Annotated in this window: 23 protein-coding genes; 15 read left to right on the top strand and 8 right to left on the bottom strand. The window is 68.9% G+C overall.

Annotated elements, in window-relative coordinates; translation table 11 throughout:
• Positions 1-101: 101 nt before the first annotated feature.
• The 3 genes from AB0J95_RS37415 to hrcA all read right to left on the bottom strand — a co-directional run bounded on the left by AB0J95_RS37415 (position 102) and on the right by hrcA (position 3104).
• Complete coding sequence (locus AB0J95_RS37415) at positions 102-836, bottom strand: 16S rRNA (uracil(1498)-N(3))-methyltransferase (RefSeq protein ID WP_364769126.1); 735 nt, start codon at positions 834-836, stop codon at positions 102-104.
• A complete protein-coding gene (dnaJ, locus tag AB0J95_RS37410) occupies positions 833-1987 on the bottom strand; it encodes a molecular chaperone DnaJ (RefSeq protein WP_364769307.1) in 1155 nt (384 codons plus the stop codon). Before dnaJ ends, AB0J95_RS37415 begins: the two co-directional genes overlap by 4 nt.
• A gap of 91 nt (positions 1988-2078) precedes the next feature.
• On the bottom strand, positions 2079-3104 hold the full coding sequence (gene hrcA, locus AB0J95_RS37405; protein ID WP_364769123.1) for a heat-inducible transcriptional repressor HrcA: 1026 nt from the start codon (positions 3102-3104) through the stop codon (positions 2079-2081).
• A 139-nt stretch (positions 3105-3243) separates the two neighbouring features.
• Here hrcA and AB0J95_RS37400 point away from each other — a divergent pair, with 139 nt between their 5' ends.
• The gene (locus AB0J95_RS37400) at positions 3244-4152 is read left to right on the top strand and encodes a hypothetical protein (RefSeq protein WP_364769120.1); all 909 of its coding nucleotides are present in this window, start codon (positions 3244-3246) and stop codon (positions 4150-4152) included.
• A complete protein-coding gene (locus tag AB0J95_RS37395; RefSeq protein WP_364769117.1) occupies positions 4149-4541 on the top strand; it encodes a GntR family transcriptional regulator in 393 nt (130 codons plus the stop codon). The genes AB0J95_RS37400 and AB0J95_RS37395 overlap by 4 nt, the downstream gene beginning before the upstream one ends.
• A 410-nt stretch (positions 4542-4951) precedes the next feature.
• Here AB0J95_RS37395 and AB0J95_RS37390 read toward each other — a convergent pair whose 3' ends face one another.
• Positions 4952-5143 carry a hypothetical protein gene (locus tag AB0J95_RS37390; protein ID WP_364769114.1) on the bottom strand — a complete coding sequence of 64 codons (192 nt, stop codon included), beginning with the start codon at positions 5141-5143 and terminating at the stop codon, positions 4952-4954.
• A 190-nt stretch (positions 5144-5333) separates the two neighbouring features.
• Here AB0J95_RS37390 and kduI point away from each other — a divergent pair, with 190 nt between their 5' ends.
• The 5 genes from kduI (at position 5334) to AB0J95_RS37365 (ending at position 10025) form a co-directional block, all read left to right on the top strand.
• On the top strand, positions 5334-6164 hold the full coding sequence (kduI, locus tag AB0J95_RS37385; protein WP_364769111.1) for a 5-dehydro-4-deoxy-D-glucuronate isomerase: 831 nt from the start codon (positions 5334-5336) through the stop codon (positions 6162-6164).
• Positions 6161-6925, top strand: coding sequence for a 2-dehydro-3-deoxy-D-gluconate 5-dehydrogenase KduD (kduD, locus tag AB0J95_RS37380; RefSeq protein ID WP_364769108.1), 765 nt, complete (start codon positions 6161-6163; stop codon positions 6923-6925). Before kduI ends, kduD begins: the two co-directional genes overlap by 4 nt.
• 34 nt (positions 6926-6959) lie before the next feature.
• Positions 6960-7760: an IclR family transcriptional regulator gene (locus AB0J95_RS37375; protein ID WP_364769105.1), complete on the top strand. Its 801-nt coding sequence runs from the start codon at positions 6960-6962 to the stop codon at positions 7758-7760.
• Positions 7761-7865: 105 nt separating this feature from the next.
• Positions 7866-9554, top strand: coding sequence for an L-lactate permease (locus AB0J95_RS37370; protein WP_364769102.1), 1689 nt, complete (start codon positions 7866-7868; stop codon positions 9552-9554).
• 54 nt (positions 9555-9608) lie between these two features.
• Complete coding sequence (locus tag AB0J95_RS37365; RefSeq protein ID WP_364769100.1) at positions 9609-10025, top strand: permease-like cell division protein FtsX; 417 nt, start codon at positions 9609-9611, stop codon at positions 10023-10025.
• Here the strand turns inward: AB0J95_RS37365 and AB0J95_RS37360 are convergent.
• A complete protein-coding gene (locus AB0J95_RS37360; protein ID WP_364769097.1) occupies positions 10022-10714 on the bottom strand; it encodes a TetR/AcrR family transcriptional regulator in 693 nt (230 codons plus the stop codon). The two genes, AB0J95_RS37365 and AB0J95_RS37360, sit on opposite strands and share 4 nt — an antisense overlap.
• A gap of 88 nt (positions 10715-10802) precedes the next feature.
• Between AB0J95_RS37360 and AB0J95_RS37355 the strand changes: the two genes are divergently transcribed.
• Both AB0J95_RS37355 and AB0J95_RS37350 read left to right on the top strand, forming a co-directional pair.
• Entirely contained in the window at positions 10803-12281 is a 1479-nt protein-coding gene (locus AB0J95_RS37355) for an FAD-dependent monooxygenase (RefSeq protein WP_364769094.1), read from the top strand.
• Between the two features lie 111 nt (positions 12282-12392).
• A complete protein-coding gene (locus AB0J95_RS37350; protein WP_364769091.1) occupies positions 12393-12806 on the top strand; it encodes an Hsp20/alpha crystallin family protein in 414 nt (137 codons plus the stop codon).
• A 92-nt stretch (positions 12807-12898) separates the two neighbouring features.
• Here AB0J95_RS37350 and AB0J95_RS37345 read toward each other — a convergent pair whose 3' ends face one another.
• Positions 12899-13633 (bottom strand): hypothetical protein, encoded by a 735-nt coding sequence (locus tag AB0J95_RS37345; protein WP_364769088.1) that lies wholly within the window; start codon positions 13631-13633, stop codon positions 12899-12901.
• 139 nt (positions 13634-13772) lie between these two features.
• Between AB0J95_RS37345 and AB0J95_RS37340 the strand changes: the two genes are divergently transcribed.
• Together AB0J95_RS37340 and AB0J95_RS37335 are read left to right on the top strand one after the other, a co-directional pair.
• Positions 13773-14702 carry a hypothetical protein gene (locus AB0J95_RS37340; RefSeq protein ID WP_364769085.1) on the top strand — a complete coding sequence of 310 codons (930 nt, stop codon included), beginning with the start codon at positions 13773-13775 and terminating at the stop codon, positions 14700-14702.
• A 42-nt stretch (positions 14703-14744) separates the two neighbouring features.
• On the top strand, positions 14745-15173 hold the full coding sequence (locus AB0J95_RS37335) for a hypothetical protein (RefSeq protein WP_364769082.1): 429 nt from the start codon (positions 14745-14747) through the stop codon (positions 15171-15173).
• 56 nt (positions 15174-15229) lie between these two features.
• Here the strand turns inward: AB0J95_RS37335 and AB0J95_RS37330 are convergent, their stop codons facing one another.
• Both AB0J95_RS37330 and hemW read right to left on the bottom strand, forming a co-directional pair.
• Complete coding sequence (locus AB0J95_RS37330; protein WP_364769079.1) at positions 15230-16195, bottom strand: ABC transporter substrate-binding protein; 966 nt, start codon at positions 16193-16195, stop codon at positions 15230-15232.
• Between the two features lie 356 nt (positions 16196-16551).
• Positions 16552-17769: a radical SAM family heme chaperone HemW gene (gene hemW, locus AB0J95_RS37325; RefSeq protein WP_364769076.1), complete on the bottom strand. Its 1218-nt coding sequence runs from the start codon at positions 17767-17769 to the stop codon at positions 16552-16554.
• 323 nt (positions 17770-18092) lie between these two features.
• Between hemW and AB0J95_RS37320 the strand changes: the two genes are divergently transcribed.
• Genes AB0J95_RS37320 through cysD form a run of 4 tightly spaced genes read left to right on the top strand, consistent with a single transcriptional unit; the run spans position 18093 to position 21535 of the window.
• Positions 18093-19775: a nitrite/sulfite reductase gene (locus AB0J95_RS37320; RefSeq protein WP_364769073.1), complete on the top strand. Its 1683-nt coding sequence runs from the start codon at positions 18093-18095 to the stop codon at positions 19773-19775.
• Positions 19772-19927, top strand: coding sequence for an Insertion element protein (locus AB0J95_RS37315; protein ID WP_364769070.1), 156 nt, complete (start codon positions 19772-19774; stop codon positions 19925-19927). The genes AB0J95_RS37320 and AB0J95_RS37315 overlap by 4 nt, the downstream gene beginning before the upstream one ends.
• Complete coding sequence (locus AB0J95_RS37310; protein WP_364769067.1) at positions 19924-20619, top strand: phosphoadenylyl-sulfate reductase; 696 nt, start codon at positions 19924-19926, stop codon at positions 20617-20619. The genes AB0J95_RS37315 and AB0J95_RS37310 overlap by 4 nt, the downstream gene beginning before the upstream one ends.
• A gap of 10 nt (positions 20620-20629) precedes the next feature.
• Complete coding sequence (gene cysD, locus AB0J95_RS37305; protein WP_364769064.1) at positions 20630-21535, top strand: sulfate adenylyltransferase subunit CysD; 906 nt, start codon at positions 20630-20632, stop codon at positions 21533-21535.

Here is a 21535-nt window from a genome sequence, read left to right as displayed (position 1 = left end):
TTTCACTTGTCCCGTTAGCGTCTTGGGCTGAGGGGTTCTTCTGCCAACGGTGGGCGCTGGAACGCGGGCGTCGTGGGGGTCGTCCGCGCTCGTCTCTATGGCTACCACCGGGGGGAGAGAGCGCCGATGGCCCCGAGGGCCACAGCTGCAGCGGTGGAGGCACGCAGGACACTTGGCCCTAGCCGGACGGCCTGCGCGCCCGCCGCCGACAGCGCGGTGATCTCTTCACCGCTGATCCCGCCCTCGGGGCCGACGACCAGGACAATGTCCCCGTCGGCAGGCAACGACACCTCGGCCAGCCGCCGCCCCGCCGAACCCTCCAGCAGCAGACCCAGCGACGAATCCATCAGGGCCGCGAGGCCCTTGGTAGTCACCGGTTCCAGCACCGTCGGCACCCATGGGCGGCGGGCTTGTTTGGCCGCCTCCCGGACCGTGTTGCGCCAGCGGGCCAACGCCTTCTCCCCGCGCGGCCCGTCCTCCCACTTCACCACGCAGCGCGCGGCCTTCCACGGCACGATCACGTCCGCCCCGGCCTCGGTCGCCAGCTCCACCGCCAGCTCGCCGCGGTCACCCTTCACCAGAGCCTGCGCCACGATCACGCGCGGCCGGGGCGCGGGCACGAACGTGCGCGAGACGACCGTGAGGCGCAGGGCGTCCTTGCCTTCAGGCGCGTCGACGACGCACGAGGCCACGTTGCCCTCGCCGTCGGACACGGTCAGCTCTTCCCCCGGCCGGAGCCGGCGCACGGTCGCCGCGTGCCGGCCTTCCGGGCCGTCCAGGACCATGCTCGGTCCCGGCGGCAGGCTCTCGACGAGGAACAGGGGCGGCGTGCTCACCGGCCGCGGTGCGAGCGCAGCCTGGAGAACAGGCCGCCGCCCTTACCGTTGGTGACGGCCAGGCCGCCCTCGTCTTCCCCCCGCAGGTTCGCCAGCTCCCTGAGCAGCTCGGTCTGCCGGGCGTCCAGCCGGGTCGGGACCTCCACGTCGACGTGGACATGCAGGTCACCCCGGCCGTCCACACGGCCGGACTGGCGCAGCTTCGGCATCCCGCGGCCGCCCATCACCAGCTCGGTGCCGTGCTGGGTGCCCGGCTCCAGCTCCAGTTCCTCAACGCCGTCGAGGGTCTCCAACGGCAGCACCGCGCCCAGCGCGGCGGTCGTCATCGGGACCCGCAACGTGCAGTGCAGGTCCGCACCCGCCCGCTCGAACGTGCTGTGCGGCAGCTCCTCGACCTCGACGTAGAGGTCACCAGCGGGCCCGCCGCCGGGGCCGACCTCGCCCTGGCCGGACAGCCGCACCCGCATCCCGTCGGCCACACCCGGCGGGACCTTCGCCACGATCGTCCGGCGCGAACGCACCCGGCCGTCACCGGCGCACTGGCGGCACGGGTCGGGAATGACCTCGCCGAGGCCGCGGCACACCGGGCACGGCCGCGCGGTCACGACCTGACCCAGGAACGACCGCTGCACGGCCTGGATCTCGCCGCGCCCGCCACAGGTCTCGCAGACCTCCGGCGACGTGCCGTCGGCACACCCGGAGCCACGGCACAGCTCACACAGGATCGCCGTGTCGACGGTCAGCTCACGGCTGACCCCGGACAGGCACTCCTCCAGCGTCAGCCGCAACCGGATCAGCGCGTCCGAACCGGGCTGCACCCGGCTGCGGGGACCGCGCGTGCCACCACCGGCTGCGGCGCCGAAGAACGCGTCCATGATGTCGCCCAGCCCGAAGCCCGCGAACGGGTCGCGCATGCCACCACCGGCGGCCGCGTTCTCCAGCGGGTCGCCGCCCATGTCGACGATCTTGCGCTTCTGCGGGTCCGACAGCACCTCGTAGGCGGCCGTCACCTCTTTGAACTTGTGCTGCGCCGCCTCGTCCGGGTTGACATCCGGATGCAGCTCGCGGGCGAGCTTGCGGTAGGCGCGCTTGATCTCGGCCGCGTCGGCGTCCCGGCGCACACCGAGGATCCCGTAGTAGTCCCTGGCCACCTTCGTCATGTCCTCCTGCCGCAGTGCGGTCCGCGGTCCGCGACCGCACCCGGCTCTGCCCCGTTGGTTGTCCTGCTGTCGTGCCTGAGCTTCATCGCGCGGTCAGGATCTCCCCCACATAGTTGGCAACCGCGCGGACGGCCGCGATGGTTCCCGGGTAGTCCATCCGGGTGGGACCCACCACACCCATCCCGCCCAGAAGCTCCGAGCCACCGCCATACCCGATCGATACCACTGAGGTACTGCGCATTTCCTCAGCCTCGTTCTCACCGCCGATGTGGACCGTGACCGTCCCGGCGTCCCGCGCGCCGGCCAGCAGCCGCAGGATGACGACCTGCTCCTCCAACGCCTCCAGCACGGTGCGCAGCGAGCCAGGGAAGTCCGCGACGTTGCGGGTCAGGTTGGCCGTGCCGCCGAGGACCAGCCGCTCCTCGGGGTGCTCGACCAGCGACTCGACCAGCACCGAACCCACCCGGATCGCTGTGTCCCGCAGGTCGGCCGGGGCCTGTTCGACCAGCTCGGCGACGCTCGCCGCGGCATCCACCAGCCTGCGCCCCGACAACCCGGAGTTGATCATCGTGCGCAGCCGGGACAGCGCCTCCTCGGTGCATACGTCACCCAGGTCGACCATGCGCTGGTCGACCCGGCCGGTGTCGGTGATCATCACCAGCATCATCCGCGCGGGCGTGATCAGCACCAGCTCGATGTGCTTGACCGTGGAGCGGGTCAGCGTCGGGTACTGCACCACGGCGACCTGCCTGGTCAGCTGAGCCAGCAGGCGGACGCTGCGGCGCAGCACGTCGTCCAGGTCGATGGCGCCGTCCAGGAACTTGCCGATCGCCCGGCGCTCCGCCCCGGACAGCGGCTTGACCTCGTGCAGCCGGTCCACGAACAGCCGGTAGCCCTTGTCGGTGGGGATCCGGCCCGCGCTGGTGTGCGGCTGCGTGATGTAGCCGTCCTCCTCCAGCGACGCCATGTCGTTGCGCACGGTCGCGCTGGACACGCCGAGGTTGTGCCGCTCGACGATCGCCTTGGACGCCACCGGCTCGTGATTGGACACGTAGTCGGCGACGATCGCGCGCAGCACTTCGAACCGACGCTCGTCGGCACTCACCACGGCTCCCTCCCCGGCCACAAAGTATCGGCACTTGCCCTCAAGTTTACGGAGCCGCCCGGCCGGTTGGCTCCGCCACTTGGCAACAGCGCATTTCATCTGGGACTCTTTGTACCAAGCACTTGATACAAGGGGGTCCGCCATGCCGCAGCTGCTTGCGTACAGCCTGGTTTATGGCCTGATCGGGGTCGCCCTGGTCTTCGTGCTGTGGCCGACCACCGATACGGGGAAACGGCTGCTGGAGCGGTGGGGTGTGCGCGGGCCCACCGAACAGCAAAGCCGCCAGGCCGCCCACCATCTGCGCGATCAGCGGCTGCTCGCCGTGCCGCTGTTGGCCCTGGGGCCGGTGGTGTCGTTCTATGACACGGGTTTCGCGCGGTTCATCGTGCCGCTGGCGATCGCGCTGCTGGCGGCGGAGCTCATGACCGCGATCCGGCCCGTTCGCGGGCCACGGACCGCCACGCTGACGCGCAGGCACTGGTACGACCTGGTGCCCAGGTGGTCGATAGCGGTTCTCGCCAGCCTGGCTACTCTCGCCGTGCTACTGGCCGTGACCGCGTTGCTGGTCCGGCCCTGGGCGAACCGGGCGGTCGCCGAGGTGCCGGCGACCGGGACCTGGCGGTCGGCCGACGGGACGGTGATCACCGTTTCGGAGGACTTCCGCCGGCAGGTCGCCTCGCCGGTGGCCTGGGCGGTCATAGGCGGCGCGCTGGTCGCCATGGTCGCCGTGCTCGCCGTCGTGTGGCTGACGGTGCGGCGTGCGTCGGTGGCCGATGTACAGGTGGATGCCGTGCTGCGGACACGGAATGCCCGAGGCGCCGTCGGGCTCGGCATGGTTTGGATGGCAACGCTCGTGCTGTTGGCCGGGAACCGGCTGAGTTTCCTGCGCAGCATCCACCTCCCGGCGGACGCACCTACGCGGCCTGGCTGGCTCGACGCCACCGTCGCGGCCGATTTCATCGGCCTTCCCGCGCTGCTCGGTGCGGTCGCGGCCTGGATCTGGACCGCGCAGCCATCCCGGCGGATGCCCTATGTCCAGGCCACCACGTGACCCGGATCCTCGTCGACCCCGGCAGCGGGGTCGCGCCCTGGCGGCAGGTACGGGACCAGCTCGTGCACCTGATCCGCACCGGTGAGCTGCCGGTCGGGGCGCAGCTGCCGTCGATCCGGCAGCTCGCGAACGACCTCGGCCTGTCGAATGGCACCGTGGCAAGGGTCTACCGCGAACTGGAGACCGCTGGGCTGCTGCACACCGCGCGCCGCAACGGGACCGTGGTCGCGGCGGTCCCCCGGCCCGACCCCGGCGCCGCCACCGCGTTGGCGGAGGCGGCGGCCGAGTTCGTCCGGGTCGCCCAGGATCTCGGCGTGCAGCAGCAGGACGCGGTGCAGGCGGTGCTGCGGGCCTATCAGGACGGACGGGTCCGCGTGTCCGGGACGTAGGCCGTGTTCAGCCAGATCGTGGAGGAGTAGGTCGCGGGGCGATCGCGGGCCGGTCTGCCGGTCGCTGGTCATTCCCTCGACCTCGATCCCGGGTTTCGCGGACAGCGCCCGCAGATACGCCGAGACGGCCTTCGGGTGGCCGAGGATCCCGCGCCAGTCGTCGGCTTTGGTGAACCATTGCGCGGTGGTGAGATCGCCCGGTGGGAAAGTCGATCCGGGCCAGCCGGTCGACCGCTTCGGTCACTTTCCGCTTCATCGCTCCCCATTTCCCCGGCCGAGGGCCACCGCGTCCGGCTGGGCCTGTCGCTCCCGGGCTTCGGCCGCCGCCGCGAATCTGTTCCGGGCCCGATGCGGACGCACCGAGAACGCGATCGCCGTACACCCGGCGACTTTCGCCGCGTCACGCGCACTCAGGCCGTCCAGACGGTCAGCATCAGGGCCTCGCGCTCTTTGCCGGTCAATTCCGCCAGTGCCGACAGCAACGTCAGGCGCTCCACGACTTCGGCATCCGCGGCGTGCCCGCTGAGCTGGTCGATCTCGTCGGTGAGCACCTCCCGGCCATGCCGCCGGGACTGGTTGGCCAGCACGTTGCGGGCCGTCACCAGCCCCCGCTCCGTCCGGGTGCCGTCAGCGGAAATGTTCCGGGGGCTGGGGATCCTTACATGCCAACCGATCTTTGCTTTCGCAATTGTCACGCCGTAGTGGTCTGGACCTTCCGCTGTGTGACGAGAGCTGTTAGCGTCTTCCCAACTACTGGTCCAGTGTTCCAATCACCGGTACACGGAGGTCGTCGTGGACGTTCGGTACTCGACCAACCCGGCGGAGGCACGCGGGTACGACACCGCGCAGCTGCGCCGGCACTACCTGGTCGAGGACGTGTTCGTCAGCGGAGAGCTCCGCCTGACCTACAGCCACGAGGACCGGGTCGTGCTGGGTGGCGCCATGCCGGGCGCCGAGCCGTTACGCCTGGAGCCGGACGACGCCCTGCGCACGGACCACTTCTGCGAGCGTCGCGAGCTGGCGGCTTTCTGCGTCGGCGGACGCGGAGCGGTGACCGTCGACGGTACCGGTTTCAAGCTCTCCAGGGGAGACCTCGTCTACGTCGGCCGCGGCGCCCGTGACGTGGTGTTCACCAGCGAGGACGACCGCGACCCGGCCCGCTTCTACCTGGCCTCCGCGCCCGCCCACCGCGACCTGCCGACCGTCCTCGTGCGGGGTGAGGACGTGCAGCCGATCGCGCTGGGGGCGCCCGAGTCGGCCAACGAACGCGTGCTGCGCCGGTACATCGACGGCACCCTCGTGCAGAGCTGCCAGCTGATGATGGGCTGGACCGAGCTGGCGCCGGGCAGCGTCTGGAACACCATGCCCGCGCACACCCACGTGCGCCGCACCGAGTGCTACTTCTACTTCGACCTCGACGAGGACGCCCGGCTGGTGCACCTGCTCGGCGAGCCGGGCGAGACCCGGCACCTGATCGTGCGCAACGAGCAGGCGGTGATCTCGCCGAGCTGGTCGGTCCACTCCGGCGCGGCCACCGGCAGCTACTCGTTCCTCTGGTTCATGGCCGGGGAGAACTACCGGTTCGACGACATGGACCACATCGCCATGGCGGACCTGCGATGACCTACCTGGCGAAGCTGTTCTCCCTGGAGGGCCGCACGGCCCTGGTCACCGGCGCGCGCACCGGCCTGGGCCGGGCGGTCGCCGCCGCGCTGGCCGGCGCCGGGGCAGACGTCGTGCTGGTCGGCCACGGCGGGGACTTCTCCCAGGTCACCGAGGAGGTACAGGCGCATGGCCGCAGCGCGTACGTCGCCGAGATCGACCTCGCCGAGCCGGGGCAGGTCGCCGGGAAAGCGGCGGAGATCCTGGCCGGGCACCAGATCGACGTGCTGGTCAACAACGCCGGGATCATCCGCCGGGCGGACGCGGTGGACCACTCCCTCGAGGACTGGCGGGCGGTCCTGTCGGTCAACCTCGACTCGGTCTTCGAGCTCACCCGGACGGTCGGCGCATCGATGGTGCGCCGCGGCTCCGGCAAGATCATCACGATCGCGTCCCTGCTGAGCTTCCAGGGCGGGATCAGGGTGGCCGCGTACACCGCGAGCAAGCACGCGGTGGCGGGGCTGACCAAGACGCTGGCCAACGAATGGGCGGCGTCGAACGTTCAGGTCAACGCGATAGCCCCGGGCTATTTCGCGACCGACAACACCGCGGCGCTGCGCGACGACGCGCGACGCAGCCAAGAGATACTGGGTCGCATTCCTTCGGGCCGGTGGGGATCTCCGGACGATCTCGCCGGCGCCGCGGTGTTCCTGGCCAGTTCGGCCTCTGACTACGTAACCGGACATGTTTTGGCGGTGGATGGTGGCTGGCTCGCTCGCTGACTACCGGGACAGTTTCCCGGTCAACGGAACATCGATGCCTTCGGCCGTGAAGGAGGGACACGTGGAGACCAACGGCAAGAAGGCGCATCAGACCGGGACGCTGGAACGCGGCCTGGCAGTGCTGGAGCACGTGGGGATGCGCCAGGAGATCTCCACCAACGCCATCGCGACCCAGCTGGGCCTGTCCCGCAGCGCGGTGTACCGGATCGTGCACACCCTCAAGGAACTGGAGTACCTGGAGGCCGACCACGTGACCGGCCGCGTCCGGCTGGGCGCGCGGCTGGTCGAGCTCGGCGTGCAGGCGATGGCGTCGACCGACCTGCACAAGGCCGCGCCGCAGTTCCTGTCCGGGCTGGCCACCCGCAGCGGCGAGACGATCTTCCTCGCCGTGCCGGACGGCGACGCGATGGTCTACGTGGCCAAGGACCGCGGCGCGAACGCGGTGACACTGCACTGCCAGCTCGGCACCCGCCGCCCGCAGCACGCGTCCTCGCTCGGCAAGGCGTGGCTGTCCGCGCTGACCGCGGCCGAACGCGCCGACCGGGTGTCCCGGATGCGGCTGGACCGCTTGACCCCCAACACGATCGTCGACCGGCCGCTGCTGCTGGACGAGCTCGAGCGCACGGCCAAGCGCGGCTGGGCGATCGACAACATCGAGAACGAGCCCGACGTGGGCTGCGTGGCCGCGCCGATCCGGGACCGCACCGGGCAGCCGGTCGCCGCGATGAGCATCGCCGGCCCGGCCGGGCGGGTGCTGCTGCGGATGGACGAACTGGGACCGATGGTGGCCGACGCCGCCACGACGCTGTCCCGCCGGCTGGGCCACCTGCCGTAACCACCCAGAGATCAACCCTTCCCTCGACAAGCCGCCGCCAGCGACGCCGCCGGGCCGGGGATCACCGGCCTGAGAACCAACCTTCACTGACGAAGGGGCTTTGCCGTGATCCAGGATTATCAGCCCGCCGGTCCGTTATGGCTCTCGGCGATCATCGCCGCACTGCCGGTGATCGTGCTGCTCGTGACGCTCGGAGTGCTGCGCCGCTCGGCGCACCTGTCCGCGGCGTTGGCGTTGGTGGTCGCCCTCGTGGTGGCGCTCGTGGTCTACCGGATGCCGGCCGGGCTGGCGTTCGACTCGGCCGCGATGGGGATCGCGTTCGGCATCTGGAACGTCATCTGGATCGCCTTCCACGCCGTGTACTTCCACAACGTGACTGTCGCGACCGGACGGTTCGAGACGGTCAAGTCGGTGCTGGCCGGGTTCAGCCCGGACCGCAGGCTGCAGGCGCTGCTGATCGCGTTCGCGTTCGGCGCGCTGCTGGAGGGCATCGCGGGCGGCGGCGCGCCGGTCGCGATCACCGGCGCGATGCTTGCCGCGCTTGGGTTCCCGCCGGTGAAGGCGGTCGTGCTGGCACTGCTGGCGAACACCGCGCCGGTCGCGTTCGGCGGGCTGGGCAACCCGCTGATCATCCTGGGCCGGCTGACCGGCCCGATCCTGAACATCAAGCCGGACGACGCCACCGCGCTGTACTCGGCGATGGTCGGCCGCCAGCTTCCGTTGCTGTCGCTGATCATCCCGGCGTTCCTGGTCGTGGTGCTGGCCGGCTGGCGCAGGATGACCGAGGTCTGGCCCGCCGTGCTGACCGCGGGCCTGTCGTTCGCGGTGATCCAGTTCCTGGTGTCGAACTACGTCAGCCCGAGCCTGGTGGACGTGCTCGCCGCGTTGGGCGCGATGCTGGCGCTGTGGCTGCTGTCGCGGGTCTGGCAGCCGCGGTCGGTGTGGGGCTTCGAAGGTGAGCAGCCGGCCGAGGCGAAGGCGGAAGGCGTTGGTACGACAGCACGTCCGCGCGGCGCGCTGTACGGGTGGGCGCCGTACGTGATTTTGATTCTGGTGATCCTGCTGTCCCGGATCGGCACCATCTTCAAGAACCTGCCCGCCTGGCTGGATCTGACCAAGCTGCTGCAGAAGCCGAGCATCGTGTTCACCTGGCCGGGCCTGCACAACCAGGTCATCCAGACACCGCCGATCACCGCGAAGAACACCCCGTACGCGGCCTCGTTCACGGTGGACTGGCTGTACTCGGCCGGCAGCATGGCGTTGATCTCCGCGGTGATCGCCGGGCTGACCATGGGCGCGGGCATCCGCAAACTGGCCCGGATCTACGTGCAGACCATCGTGCAGATGCGGTGGGCGCTGGCGACGATCATGATGATCCTCGGCATCGCGTTCGTGATGAACTACTCCGGCGCGACCCAGACCCTCGGCCTCGCGCTGGCCACCACCGGCGTGCTGTTCCCGTTGTTCTCCGCGTACATCGGCTGGCTGGGCGTGTTCCTCACCGGCTCGGACGCCTCGACGAACAGCTTGTTCGGCCCGATGCAGGTCATCTCCGCGCACCAGCTCGGCGTCGACCCGACGCTGGCGGGCGCGACCAACACCTCCGGTGGCGTGATGGGCAAGATGATCTCGCCGCAGAACCTGTCCATCGGCGCGACGGCGATCAACAAGACCGGCGAGGAGTCGACGCTGCTGCGCCAGACATTCCTCTGGAGCATTGTGCTCACCGCGGTCGTCGGTGTCATCTCGCTGCTCCAGGCCGAGATCCTGACCGTGATGATCCCCACGAAGTGAGTTCGCGGCCGGCCGGATTCGTTCCGGCCGGCCGTGGTGTGTCATCGTCGGGGAGTGCAGCGAAGCCTGTTATGGGTCGCCACGGTCGCGGTCATGCTCGCGGCCGTGGTCACGGTTGTGCTCATGTCACAGCCGTCCGAACCGGTCGCCGAGCGCTGCTCGGAGATCGAGGTGGGCTTCCCCACCGACGCCGAGATGACCGCGGGCGCCGAGCAGCTGAAGTCGGATCCGCACGTGGTGGACCCCATCGGCGAGACCAAGCAGCAGAGCTACGAACGGTTCCGCAAGAAGTTCGCCGACGCCCCGGACGTCCTGCGCGTCGCCGACCCGGACACCTACCCGGCCATCGTCCGGGTCAAGCCCGCCGCGGGCATCGACCGTGACCGGTTGAAGACCGACCTCAAGCAGGCCTACCCCAAGGCGATGATCTCCGATCCCTGCAATATCCCCACAATCCCGCCCGCGCACTAGCCGCGCGCGAGGCCCGCGATGAAGGTCGTGAGAGCGAAGTGCAGGCGGTCGGTGGCGGTTTCGGCTGAGAACAACGGGCCGACGGCGAGCATGTTGGGGAATGCGTTGGGCGGCAAGGAGTTCATGTAGTCGGTCATTTGCCTGGCCCGTTCGGCCATGGCGGCGTGGTCCAGGTCGGGTGACCGCCAGATGCTCGCCTCGGCCGCGTAGGCCTTGCAGTACAAGCCAAGCGCGTCGAATGCGAAGGCAGCGTCCCGTTCGGACAGTCCGCCCGCGCGTAGCACGGCCAGCATCCCCTCGCCCTGCCGCATCGCGTTGGGGCCGATGGGGATCATCGCGTTGATCACCGCCTGGGCGAGGCCAGGGTAGGCCAGCATCGCCTGGATCTGGGCCAGGCAAAGGGCTTTCAGCTGTTCGCGCCAGCGCTCCGGGTCCGGTTCGGGGATCTCCAGGGTGCCCAGGACGCGGTCGAACATCAGCTCCAGCAGCTCGTCGCGGTTGCGGACGTGGGCGTACAGCGACGCCGGGCCCGTGTCGAGCGCCTGGGCGACCCGGCGCATGGAGAGGGCGTCGAGGCCTTCTTTCTCCAGCAGCCGCAAGGCGGTGTCGACGATCAGGTCTCGGCTCAGTGGCCGGCGCGCGGGTTTGCGCTGGCCGGAACGCCAGGGCGGGTCGGGAAGCGGCTGCACGGGGAACACTGTACTTGACACGAACAGCGTTCGTAAATAGAACAGTGTTCGTATCGGCGAATGGTGTTCGTTCCACTGGGAGGTTGTCATGTTGGTCGTCGGCGCCGGCTTGGCCGGGTTGTCCACCGCGATGTTCTTGGGGCTGCACGGGGTGAAGACGGTGGTGGTCGAGCGGCACGCGGGGATGTCGATGCACCCCAAGGCGCGTGGGCAGTTCCCGCACACCATGGAGGCGTTGCGGCTGGCCGGGGTCGACCGGAAGATGGTCGACGCGTCACCGCCGGACCCGAGCTTCAAGATCATCGTCGCGAGGTCGGCCGCCGGGCCGGTGCTGCACGAGGTGATGGTGGACGCGCAGGGGCCGGATCTGTCCGCGGTCTCCTCGGCCGGGTGGGCCAACTGCAGCCAGGAGCGGGCCGAGCCGATCCTGGCCGGGCGGGCCCGGGAGCTCGGCGCGGAGATCCGGTTCTCGACCGAGCTGGTGCGTTTAGAGCAGGACGACGACGGGGTCACCGCGGTGCTCCGGGACCTGGCCACCGGCGAGGAGAGCACCTTCCGCACGCCCTACCTGGTCGCCGCGGACGGTCATCGCAGCCCGATCCGGACCGCCCTGGGCATCACGCAGCACGGCCGCGGCGTGCTGGGCGCCGGCGTCAGCGCGATCTTCGAAGCCGACCTCGGCGACCTGCTGCCCCGCAATGCGTTGGTGTACCTGCAAAACCCGGACCTGCCCGGCGGCAGCGGCGTGCTGGTGAGCACCGACGAGCCCGGCCGGTACGCAGTGGCCACCGCCGATGGTGACCACGACTGGGTCGAGACAGCGCGGATCGCCGCGGGGAACCCGGATCTCGACGTGCGGATCGTGCACACCGGCGACCGGTCGGACACCAAACACCTTGTCGCCGACCGGTTCAGCGAAGGCCGTGTGCACCTGGTCGGCGACGCCGCGCGGGTGATGCCGCCGACCGGGGCGTTCGGCGGGAACTCCGCGATCATGGACGGCTTCCACCTGGCCTGGAAACTGGCGATGGTCGTGCGCGGCGAGGCAGGCCCGGGCCTGCTGGACAGTCACGACGCCGAACGGCGGCCGTTCTCCGACTTCATCGCCGACCAGCAGTACCGGGAGTTCATCCACCGGATGCGCCCAGACCTCGCCGATGACACCCTCGCGCCGCCGGTCGACCCGGTGTCCAAGCTGTTCTTCGGGTACCGCAACCTCAGCGACGCCGTCCTGCTGGAACCCGGCGATCGGCGGGAGCTGCTGGAGAACCCCGAGGAGCCCACCGGCCGGCCGGGTTCACGAGCCCCGCACGTTCCGCTGGAGACCGGGTCGACCATCGAGCTGTTCGGCCGCGGCTTCGTGGTGCTCACCGGATCCCAGCGGTGGATCGACGAGGCCTCGGCACTGGGTCTGACCGCGCACCTCGTCGGCGAGGACGTGACCAAGGTGTACGGCATCACTCCGGAGGGCGCGGTGCTCGTGCGTCCCGACTTCGTCATCGCCTGGCGGACTCAGGGACACGGCGACCTCGCTCAAGCACTCGACCGGATCCTCAGCCGAGTGTGAGCTAGTTCATTGAGTCGACTGCGCTCAACTTTGGGAACAAAGCTCGGCTCAACCCCGTTGGACTGGGCAGATCGGCCAGCAGGGGCCGAGAGTCTCAGGAGGTTGAGAAACATGGCGCTTGCCGTTCGTTCGCTGAACTCGCTGGGCCGGTGGGACCCGTTCCGGGAGTTCGACGACCTGTTCACCCAGATCAACCGCTCGACCGTGTGGGCGCCGCTCGCGGACGTCACCGAGACCGACGCGGAGTACGTGTTCGAGCTCGAGGTCCCGGGCGTGCAGCGCGAGGACATCAGCATCGATCTGAACGGGGCCGACCTGGCCGTCACCGGTGAGGTCAAGGACCGGGAGCGCGAGGGCAAGCTGCACCGCAGCACCCGCCGCACCGGCAAGTTCGCCTACCGGGTGACGCTGCCGCGCAAGGTCGATGGCGAGAAGGTCGAGGCCAAGCTGGTCGATGGCGTGCTGACCGTGCGCGCGCCGAAGCTGGAGGCGGCCAAGCCGCGCCGCATCGAGATCTCGGCCTGATCGCTCGGGTAACAAACCCCGGAAGCCGTGCGTGCCTCCCCGCGCACGGCTTCCGGCCATGTTCAGCCCCCGGCCAATGAGTCCATTGTGGATTACAGCTTCATCCGGGAACCCGGCTGCGGCTGCCGGTGCCACAGCCGCACAAGTAAGACAACACCGAACACCGCGATGCAGCACGTGATGTAGTAGGCAAGGCAGAAAACCGCGATGGTGGCCGGTTCGTAGATGTCCGGCGGCAGGAACTGCTTGCCGTCCTTCCACAGCATGGACGCCGTGTCGAACAGAACCACCGCAGCGGTAGGGATCCCCCACAAAAGCGTGGGGGCGCTGATGATCGTCGCCCCGAAGAACACCACCCGGTCGTCCAGCTTGGTCTCGCCACCTCCAGCGAGGACCAGCATGCCGATCGCGAACAGGACGTAAATCAGGGAAACGGTGTCGAACGCCACCGGTCCGACCGGTGCCGCAACCCCGGCTGCCCGCAACGGGATGATCGGCGTGTCCCGCACTCCGAAGCCGAACGACAAGAGGTTGCCGATCAGGAACGCGACGTACACCCACGCGACCTCGATTACGGCTAGGGCAATCGTCGAACTCACCAGCAGAACGCGCTCCAGTCGTGGCCTCGCACGCAGTTCGACGTCCGCGCGCCGCACCGCGCGGGTGGCGAGACGCAGTGCGGTGTGCAGAAATCCGATCCACGCCATCACGAACAACACACCGGCGATGAGGAACGCGAGCAAGGCACTGCCGAGCTGGTTCTCCACCAGATGCACCAGCAGGTCATCCGGTTTGTCCGGGAAACCGTGTGGATCGGGCTGGACCATCGCGACCATCCTCTTCCGCGGAGAGTGTCTCCACTCTGGTCGTGCGTCGGCGCGATCCGGTTACAGATAACGATGAAGTCGCGGTAGCGGACTACGAGGCATGCGCGATAGCCGGGTGTCGAGACTAGGAGGTGCCCGGATGGTCTGTCCGCACTGCGGCAGCGTCGCGCACAAGGTCATCGCACCCGGTTTCCACGAATGCCTGGGATGGCGCACCGAAATGTTCCCCGATCCGGCGACTGGGCAAATGGTCGGCCGCACGATCATGTGCGGGCAGCGGTATCACGCGGGCGACGGTAAGGAACACAGGGGGATCTGCGCGTGTGGGACATTTGCCGTAGGTATATGTATGTCGTGCCGAATATTCGTATGCGGCGACCACTCCACAGGCGGTGAACGCCGTATCTGCCTCGCGTGCGCCGAAGCCGCGCAGGTCGCGGCAGAGCAAGAGAAACAACGGCAGATCGCCGAGGAAACCGCCCAGCGGGAGGCGGAACTGGCGCGGGTGCGAGCGGTCGCCGATCCGGTCGAGCGACTGCTGTGCGCGGCCCGGTTCCATTCGCCCCCGAGACAGCCGAGGCAGCACAACCCGTGGGGGCGAGCGTCCTCCGTGGACAGTTATGCAGACGGCCACCGCCGGTATCTCCAGGAGATTCTGGTGGCGGTTTGCCCGGAGTTGTGGCCCAACGGCCATGATGGCGATCCACCTTGGCATACCCCGCGGCTGGGCTCTTGGTTCGTCCGACGGGCTTCCGCCGCGGGCATGACGCCACCGCTCGACCTGGTTCCGTTGGTACGCCGAGGCTTGTTCACGCGCCGCGACGACCTGGTGCGTGGAAAACCGCAGCCCGCCTGGCATTTGCCCGAAGGCTCCACCACGCCCCTGAGTCACGTCGTGAGTCAGGAATCAATGCGGTATCAGGATGAAGACTGGGCGGACGCCTACATCCTGCCGAGCGGCCGCGCCGTGCTGCACCCGTACCCGCGATACGGGACCGACCTCCACACGACGTTCCTGAGTGTGCAGGGTCTTGCGGCGATGGCCGGCCTTCTTGGGCTGACTTGGTGATCTCGTCGCTTACTCGCTGCACGAGTGTGTCACTGTGTGCGCGTGAGAACACGGTGGACGCTCGCTGGGCTGGGTGTCGTTGTTGTCGCGTTCGTGGGGGTCTTGGTCGCGTTCGACGATCAGAAGCCCAAGGAGCCGGAGGCTTCGTGCCCGAACGCGTTGTTCATGTACTTCCGTGACGACGACGGTATGCGGGCGGCCGCCGAGTCGCTCCGGATCGATCCCCGGGTCGTGCACCTGACGCTGCGGACCAAACAGCAGATGATCGACGGCTACCGCACGGTGGTGACCACCATGCCCGGTCTGCGCGGGTTCCACGCGAGCAACATGCCCGCCGGGCTCGCCTTCGACGTCCCGCCTGACTACAACCGGTCGGACGTCAAGGCACAGATGAAGCTGAGCTACACCGGCTCGCTCGGCGTGGTCGACTGCGTCGACATCGCGAGCATCCCCACCGACCAGCCCGCGTAGCGGGATGTCCACAGGCGACACCCGATAATGGCGCCTGTGGACATCCTCCGACCGGGTCAGCCTGCGCTGACCTGGTCGCCCATGGCGCTCGGCAGGATCATCGACTGGGCGTCGATCCTGGTCTTGAGCAGCCCGTATGCCGACATCAGGTCGGGCACCCGCTGCAACCGCCGGGGGTCCATCCGGGTCGGGTAGCCCACGAGCGTGCACAGCGCCGCGGTCTGCTCGTCCACGCCGGCGAACTTGTGGATGACCTGCTCGACCCGGCCTCGGTCGGTGCCCGCGATCTCCGCGCCACGGCTCAAGGCCTGCTGGAACGCCGCGATCGTGTTGGGGTTGGCCGAGGCGAACTTCTCGGTCGTGGAGTAGCCGGAGATCGGCATGTCCGCGGTCGGCCCGGAGGCCGCGTCGAACAGCGGGATCGCGCCGGTCTTCTTGGCCACGTCGGTGATGTACGGCTCGGACAGCAGCGCCGCGTCCACCGTGTGGTTGGTCAGCGCGGTACCCATGTCCGTGTAGGACATCTCGGAGAAGCTCAGCGGCTGGATCTGGCTGCCGGTGGTGCTGAGCACGGCTTTGATGGTGAGGTCCGCGAGGCTGCTCGTCGTGGTCACGGCGACCCGCTTGCCGGACAGGTCGGCCGGCTTGTGCAGCTTGGAGTCCTTGGGCACCAGGACCATCCAGGTGCGCGGCTGGGCGAAGTAACCGTCGGCGACGAACTTGATCGACGTGGTGCCCTTGGCCTGCGTGGTGAAGAACGAGACGTAGTTGCCGAAGACCATGTCCAGGTCGCCCTTGGCGAGCGAGTCCATCGCCGCGCCCGCGCCCTGGATGGTGACGAACTCGACCTGCAGGCCCGCGTCGCGGAAGAAGTTCGACTCCTGCGCGAGGAACGCGGGAGCGGCGCCGAGCACCGGCAGGATCCCCAGCTTGAGGTGCGGCTTCTCGGGTGTGCGGGCGGGCGCGGCACCGTCCGGGCCGGACGAACACGCGACCGCCAGAAGTACTGCCAGCAGCGCCACAAGAGGACGAAGAATCCGACCTCCACGGTGAAGCCAGTCCATGAACTACCGCCTGTCGACTGTCCTGATTTGGGTAGCGAAAATCCCCCGTGACGATTGCCGGTGCCCAGACACCCGGCCGGCCACGGAAAGTCCATGGGCACGGTGGGTGTTTGGCGGCAAGGATCACCTGCCCGTGTCCGTTCCCGATTTGTGGCTGCCGATGCTACTGACTGATCTACCCGTTGACCACGGCATACCCACGATTTTTTCCCTTTGGGGGCGACTTTTTTTCTGCCGTGAACAGTATGAACACTATGCACGGTCTAATCGTCTGTGGTGCTACGGGAATTGCCGGATTCAGCGCTTGTGCTGGATTATGGCAGGAGCCGCCGGACGATCCCATCCGCCAACAGGCGGCCTTCGTCAGTAAGTACCGCCCGGCCCGCGTCGAAGGCGTACTGGCTCAGCAGGCCGTCGCCCACCGCCGCTTTCGCTTCCGCCACACCGGGTTCGTCGAGAATGTCGAGCGGAACGCCTTCGGCCAGGCGCAGCTCCAGCAGGACCCGTTCCACCCTGATGTCTTCTTCGGACAGGATCTCGCGGGCGACTGCCGGTGATTTTCCGTCGGCCAGAACGGCCGTGTACTTAGCGGGATGTTTGATGTTCCACCAGCGCACACCACCGACGTGACTATGTGCGCCCGGTCCGGCACCCCACCAGTCGTCGCCGCGCCAGTAGCCGAGGTTGTGCCGGCAGCGGGCGGCCGCCGACGCCGCCCAGTTGGACACCTCGTACCAGCGGAACCCGCTCGTCGAGAGCACCGAGTCGACCTGCTCGTACCGTTCGGCCAGCACGTCGTCGTCCGGCGCGGGCAGCTCGCCGCGGCGGATCCGGCGGGCCAGGGCGGTGCCCTCCTCGACGATCAGCGCGTAGGCCGACACGTGGTCGACCCCGGCGTCCAGCACCGCGTCCAGCGACGCCTGCAGGTCCTCCGGCCGCTCCCCCGGCGTGCCGTAGATCAGGTCGAGGTTCAGATGCTCGAACCCGGCCGCCCGCGCCTCGGTGGCGGCGGCGACCGGACGGCCCGGGGTGTGCTTGCGGTCCAGGATCGACAGCACATGCGGCGCCACCGACTGCGCGCCGAGTGAGACGCGGTTGTACCCCGCCCGGAGGATGCCCGCGAAGAACTCCGGTGAGGTCGACTCCGGGTTGGCCTCGGTGGTCACCTCCGCGGCCGACGAGAGCCCGAACGACCCGCGGACCGCGTCGAGGACCGCGGTGAGACCTTCGGCACCAAGCAGTGACGGGGTGCCCCCGCCGACGAAGACGGTGTCCGCCACCGGCGGGCTGCCCAGAACGTGGGCGGCCAGGTCCAGCTCGCGGCGCAGCCCTTCGAGCCAGGACTCGGGCGACGCCGACGTGCCGAGCTCGCCCGCGGTGTAGGTGTTGAAGTCGCAGTAGCCGCAGCGTGTGGCGCAGAACGGCACGTGGACGTAGACACCGAACGGACGGCTGCCCAGCCCGGTCAGCGCCTCCGGCGGCAGCGAGCCGTCGGCGGGCGCGGGATCACCAGGGGGAAGCGTGGAAGGCACACGTCAAGTCTGACATCCCAGCAGCCGCCGCCCGCCGGACCTGGCACAACTGGCGGCGTCAAGTCCCGTGACGTCCGTCCCAGCATTCGGATGGGTGTGGACCACTGGATGGACGCGTGGCACGCTGAAGCCATGTCTGCTGTCGTGGAGCTGCTCCTCGTGGCCCGCCGCCACGTGGACTTCCTGCGCGTCAACAGCGACTTGTGCCGGCGTTGACCTTACGCCGGACACTTGTTTCTTCCGCCGGCGTCGGGTGCGCCGGCTTTTTCTCGCCCTGAGGGGCTGGCGCGCGCGACTGCCCAGATCCCGAAGGACGCCATCTGATGGCACCGCCAACCACCACCCCTAAGCGGACCAAGCAGCGCCGGGGCGAGGGACAGTGGGCACTCGGCTACCGCGAACCGCTCAACCCCAACGAGCGCAGCAAGAAGGACGACAACCCGCTGAACGTCCGTGCGCGGATCGAGACGATCTACGCGCACGGCGGGTTCGACTCGATCGACCCGGCCGACCTGCGTGGCCGGTTCCGCTGGTACGGCCTGTACACCCAGCGCAAGCCCGGGATCGACGGCGGCCGCACGGCCACCCTCGAGCCCGAGGAGCTCGACGACGAGTACTTCATGCTCCGCGTCCGCATCGACGGCGGCGCGGTCACGACCGAGCAGCTGGCGGTGATCGGGGAGATCTCGCAGACCTACGCGCGCGACACCGCGGACATCACCGACCGGCAGAACATCCAGTACCACTGGATCCGCATCGAGGACATGCCGGTCATCTGGGAGAAGCTGGAGAACGCGGGGATGACCACGATGGAGGCGTGCGGTGACAGCCCGCGCGTCATCCTCGGCTCGCCGGTGGCCGGGATCGCCCTGGACGAGGTCATCGACGGCACCCCGGCGATCGACAAGATCAAAGAGACCTACATCGGCGACAAGGCCTTCTCGAACCTGCCGCGGAAGTTCAAGACCGCCATCTCGGGGCTGCCGGACGTCGCGCACGAGATCCACGACGTGGCGTTCGTCGGGGTGGTCCACCCCGAGCACGGGCCCGGGTTCGACGTGTGGGTCGGCGGCGGGCTGTCCACCAACCCGATGATCGGCCAGCGGCTGGGGGCGTGGGTGCCGCTGGACGAGGTGCCGGACGTGTGGGCCGCCGTGATCAGCGTGTTCCGTGACTACGGCTACCGGCGGCTGCGGCACCGCGCGCGGATCAAGTTCCTGGTCGCCGACTGGGGAGCCGAGAAGTTCCGCGAGGTCATGGAGGAGAAGTACCTCGGCCGCAAGCTGATCGACGGCCCGGCGCCCGAGGTGCCGGCGAACCCCGTCGACCACGTCGGCGTGTACCCGCAGAAAGACGGCAAGTTCTACGTCGGCGGCGCCCCGATCGCCGGGCGGGTCTCGGGGTCCACGCTCGTGGAGGTCGCCAAGGCGGCCGAACGGGCCGGTTCGCAGCGGATCCGGTTCACGCCCCAGCAGAAGCTGGTCGTGCTGGACGTGCCCGAGCCGGAAGTGCCCGCGCTCAAGGCGGAGCTGGCCAAGCTGGGCCTGCAGGTCGACCCGTCGCCGTGGCGGCGCGGGGTGATGGCGTGCACCGGCATCGAGTTCTGCAAGCTCGCGATCGTCGAGACCAAGGCCCGCGCGGCCGAGCTGGTCGCGGCGCTGGAGGAGCGCCTGGCCGACGTCCAGGACGGCATCGAGAACCCGGTCACCGTGCACATCAACGGCTGCCCCAACTCGTGTGCCCGCATCCAGACCGCGGACATCGGGCTCAAGGGCCAGATCGTGACCGACGCGGACGGCAACCAGGTCGAGGGCTTCCAGGTTCACCTCGGTGGCGGCCTTGGCCTGGACGCCGGGTTCGGCCGGAAACTGCGTGGCCACAAGGTGACCGCGACGGAGCTGTCCGACTACGTCGAACGCGTGGTGCGCAACTACGTCAAGGACCGCGACGAGGGCGAGCGGTTCGCTCAGTGGGTCGCGCGGGCCGGGGAGGACGACCTCAAGTGAGCGAGCGCGCTACTCCCTTCTATTGCCCGTATTGCGGCGACGAGGACCTCCGGCCGGAGGAGGAGCCGCACGCCGCCTGGCTGTGCACCGGCTGCCGACGGGTGTTCACCGTGAAGTTCGTGGGGATCTCAGTGGGGCAGGTACAGAAATGACCACCGCAACCCAGCTGAAGGACTTGGCTGAGGCCGCATCCGGACAGCTCGCCAACGCCACCGCGGCCGAGGCGCTGGAGTGGACCGCGCGGACGTTCGGGGACAACTGGATCCTCGCGTCCAACATGCAGGACGCGGTCCTGATCGATCTCGCTGTCAAAGCGAAGCCCGACTTCGACGTGTTGTTCCTGGAGACCGGTTACCACTTCCCGGAGACCATCGGCCTGCGGGACGCGGTGGCCGCCACCTACTCCGGCATCAACATCATCAACGCCGCACCGGACAAGACCGTCGCCGAGCAGGACGCCGAATCCGGCCCGCGGCTCTACGAGCGTGAACCGGACCGCTGCTGCGCGATGCGCAAGGTCGTGCCGCTGCGCCGGACCCTGGCGAACTACGACGCCTGGGTCACCGGTGTGCGCCGCGTGGACGCGCCGACCCGGGCGAACACCCCGATCGTGCAGTGGGACGAGCGCAACAACCTGGTCAAGGTCAACCCGATCGCGCCGTGGACCGACGAGGAGTTCCGCCGGTACATCGACGAGAACGGGATCCTGGAGAACCTGTTGGTGGCCGAGGGATACCTGTCCATCGGCTGCGCGCCCTGCACCGCGAAGGTGGCCCCGGGCGCCGACGCGCGCAGCGGGCGCTGGGCGGGCAAGAACAAGATCGAGTGCGGACTCCACGGTTAAGGGGGAGGAAGTGACCACAGCCCTGCGTACGGACAACCTCAGCGCGCTGGAGTCCGAGGCCGTCCACATCTTCCGCGAGGTGGCGGGCGAGTTCGACCGGCCGGTGATCCTGTTCTCCGGCGGCAAGGACTCGACCCTGCTGCTGCACCTGGCGATCAAGGCCTTCTGGCCGGCGCCGGTGCCGTTCCCGTTGCTGCACGTGGACACCGGGCACAACTTCCGTGAGGTCATCGAGTTCCGGGACAAGGTCGTCGACCGGTACGGGCTGCGCCTGATCGTGGCCAACGTGCAGGACTGGATCGACGACGGCCGGCTGACCGAGCGCCCGGACGGCACCCGCAACCCGCTGCAGACCGTGCCGTTGCTGGACTCCATCACCGAGCACAAGTTCGACGCGGTGTTCGGCGGCGGCCGCCGGGACGAGGAGCGGGCCCGCGCCAAGGAGCGGATCTTCAGCCTGCGCAACGCCTTTGGCCAGTGGGAGCCGCGCCGCCAGCGCCCGGAGCTGTGGAACCTGTACAACGGCAGGCACCGCCCGGGCGAGCACGTGCGGGTGTTCCCGTTGTCCAACTGGACCGAGCTGGACGTGTGGAACTACATCGCACGCGAGAACATCGAGCTGCCGTCCATCTACTACGCGCACGAGCGTGAGGTGTACCTGCGCGACGGGATGTGGCTCGCGGAAGGCCCATGGGGCGGCCCGCGGCCCGGCGAGACGCTGCTGAGCAAGATCGTCCGCTACCGCACGGTCGGCGACGGCTCCTGCACCGGCGCGGTCGAGTCGGACGCCTCGGACATCGAATCGGTGATCGCCGAGGTGGCCGCGTCCCGGCTGACCGAACGCGGCGCCACCCGCGCCGACGACCGCTTGTCCGAGGCAGCCATGGAGGACCGCAAGCGAGAGGGCTACTTCTAA

Origin of the sequence: Actinocrispum sp. NPDC049592, assembly GCF_040675465.1 — a bacterium.
Lineage (GTDB): Bacteria > Actinomycetota > Actinomycetes > Mycobacteriales > Pseudonocardiaceae > Kibdelosporangium.
Note: the sequence above shows the minus strand (reverse complement) of the source record. Positions and strands in the feature narration are given on the sequence as shown.

Excerpts from the sequence above, each read along its gene's own strand:
- AB0J95_RS37400 (WP_364769120.1), top strand. The coding sequence starts at position 3,244 with ATGCCGCAGCTGCTTGCGTACAGCCTGGTTTATGGCCTGATCGGGGTC.
- kduD (WP_364769108.1), top strand. The coding sequence starts at position 6,161 with ATGACCTACCTGGCGAAGCTGTTCTCCCTGGAGGGCCGCACGGCCCTG.
- AB0J95_RS37375 (WP_364769105.1), top strand. The coding sequence starts at position 6,960 with ATGCCTTCGGCCGTGAAGGAGGGACACGTGGAGACCAACGGCAAGAAG.
- AB0J95_RS37355 (WP_364769094.1), top strand. The coding sequence starts at position 10,803 with ATGTTGGTCGTCGGCGCCGGCTTGGCCGGGTTGTCCACCGCGATGTTC.
- AB0J95_RS37350 (WP_364769091.1), top strand. The coding sequence starts at position 12,393 with ATGGCGCTTGCCGTTCGTTCGCTGAACTCGCTGGGCCGGTGGGACCCG.
- AB0J95_RS37345 (WP_364769088.1), bottom strand. The coding sequence starts at position 13,633 with ATGGTCCAGCCCGATCCACACGGTTTCCCGGACAAACCGGATGACCTG.
- AB0J95_RS37340 (WP_364769085.1), top strand. The coding sequence starts at position 13,773 with ATGGTCTGTCCGCACTGCGGCAGCGTCGCGCACAAGGTCATCGCACCC.
- AB0J95_RS37320 (WP_364769073.1), top strand. The coding sequence starts at position 18,093 with ATGGCACCGCCAACCACCACCCCTAAGCGGACCAAGCAGCGCCGGGGC.
- AB0J95_RS37310 (WP_364769067.1), top strand. The coding sequence starts at position 19,924 with ATGACCACCGCAACCCAGCTGAAGGACTTGGCTGAGGCCGCATCCGGA.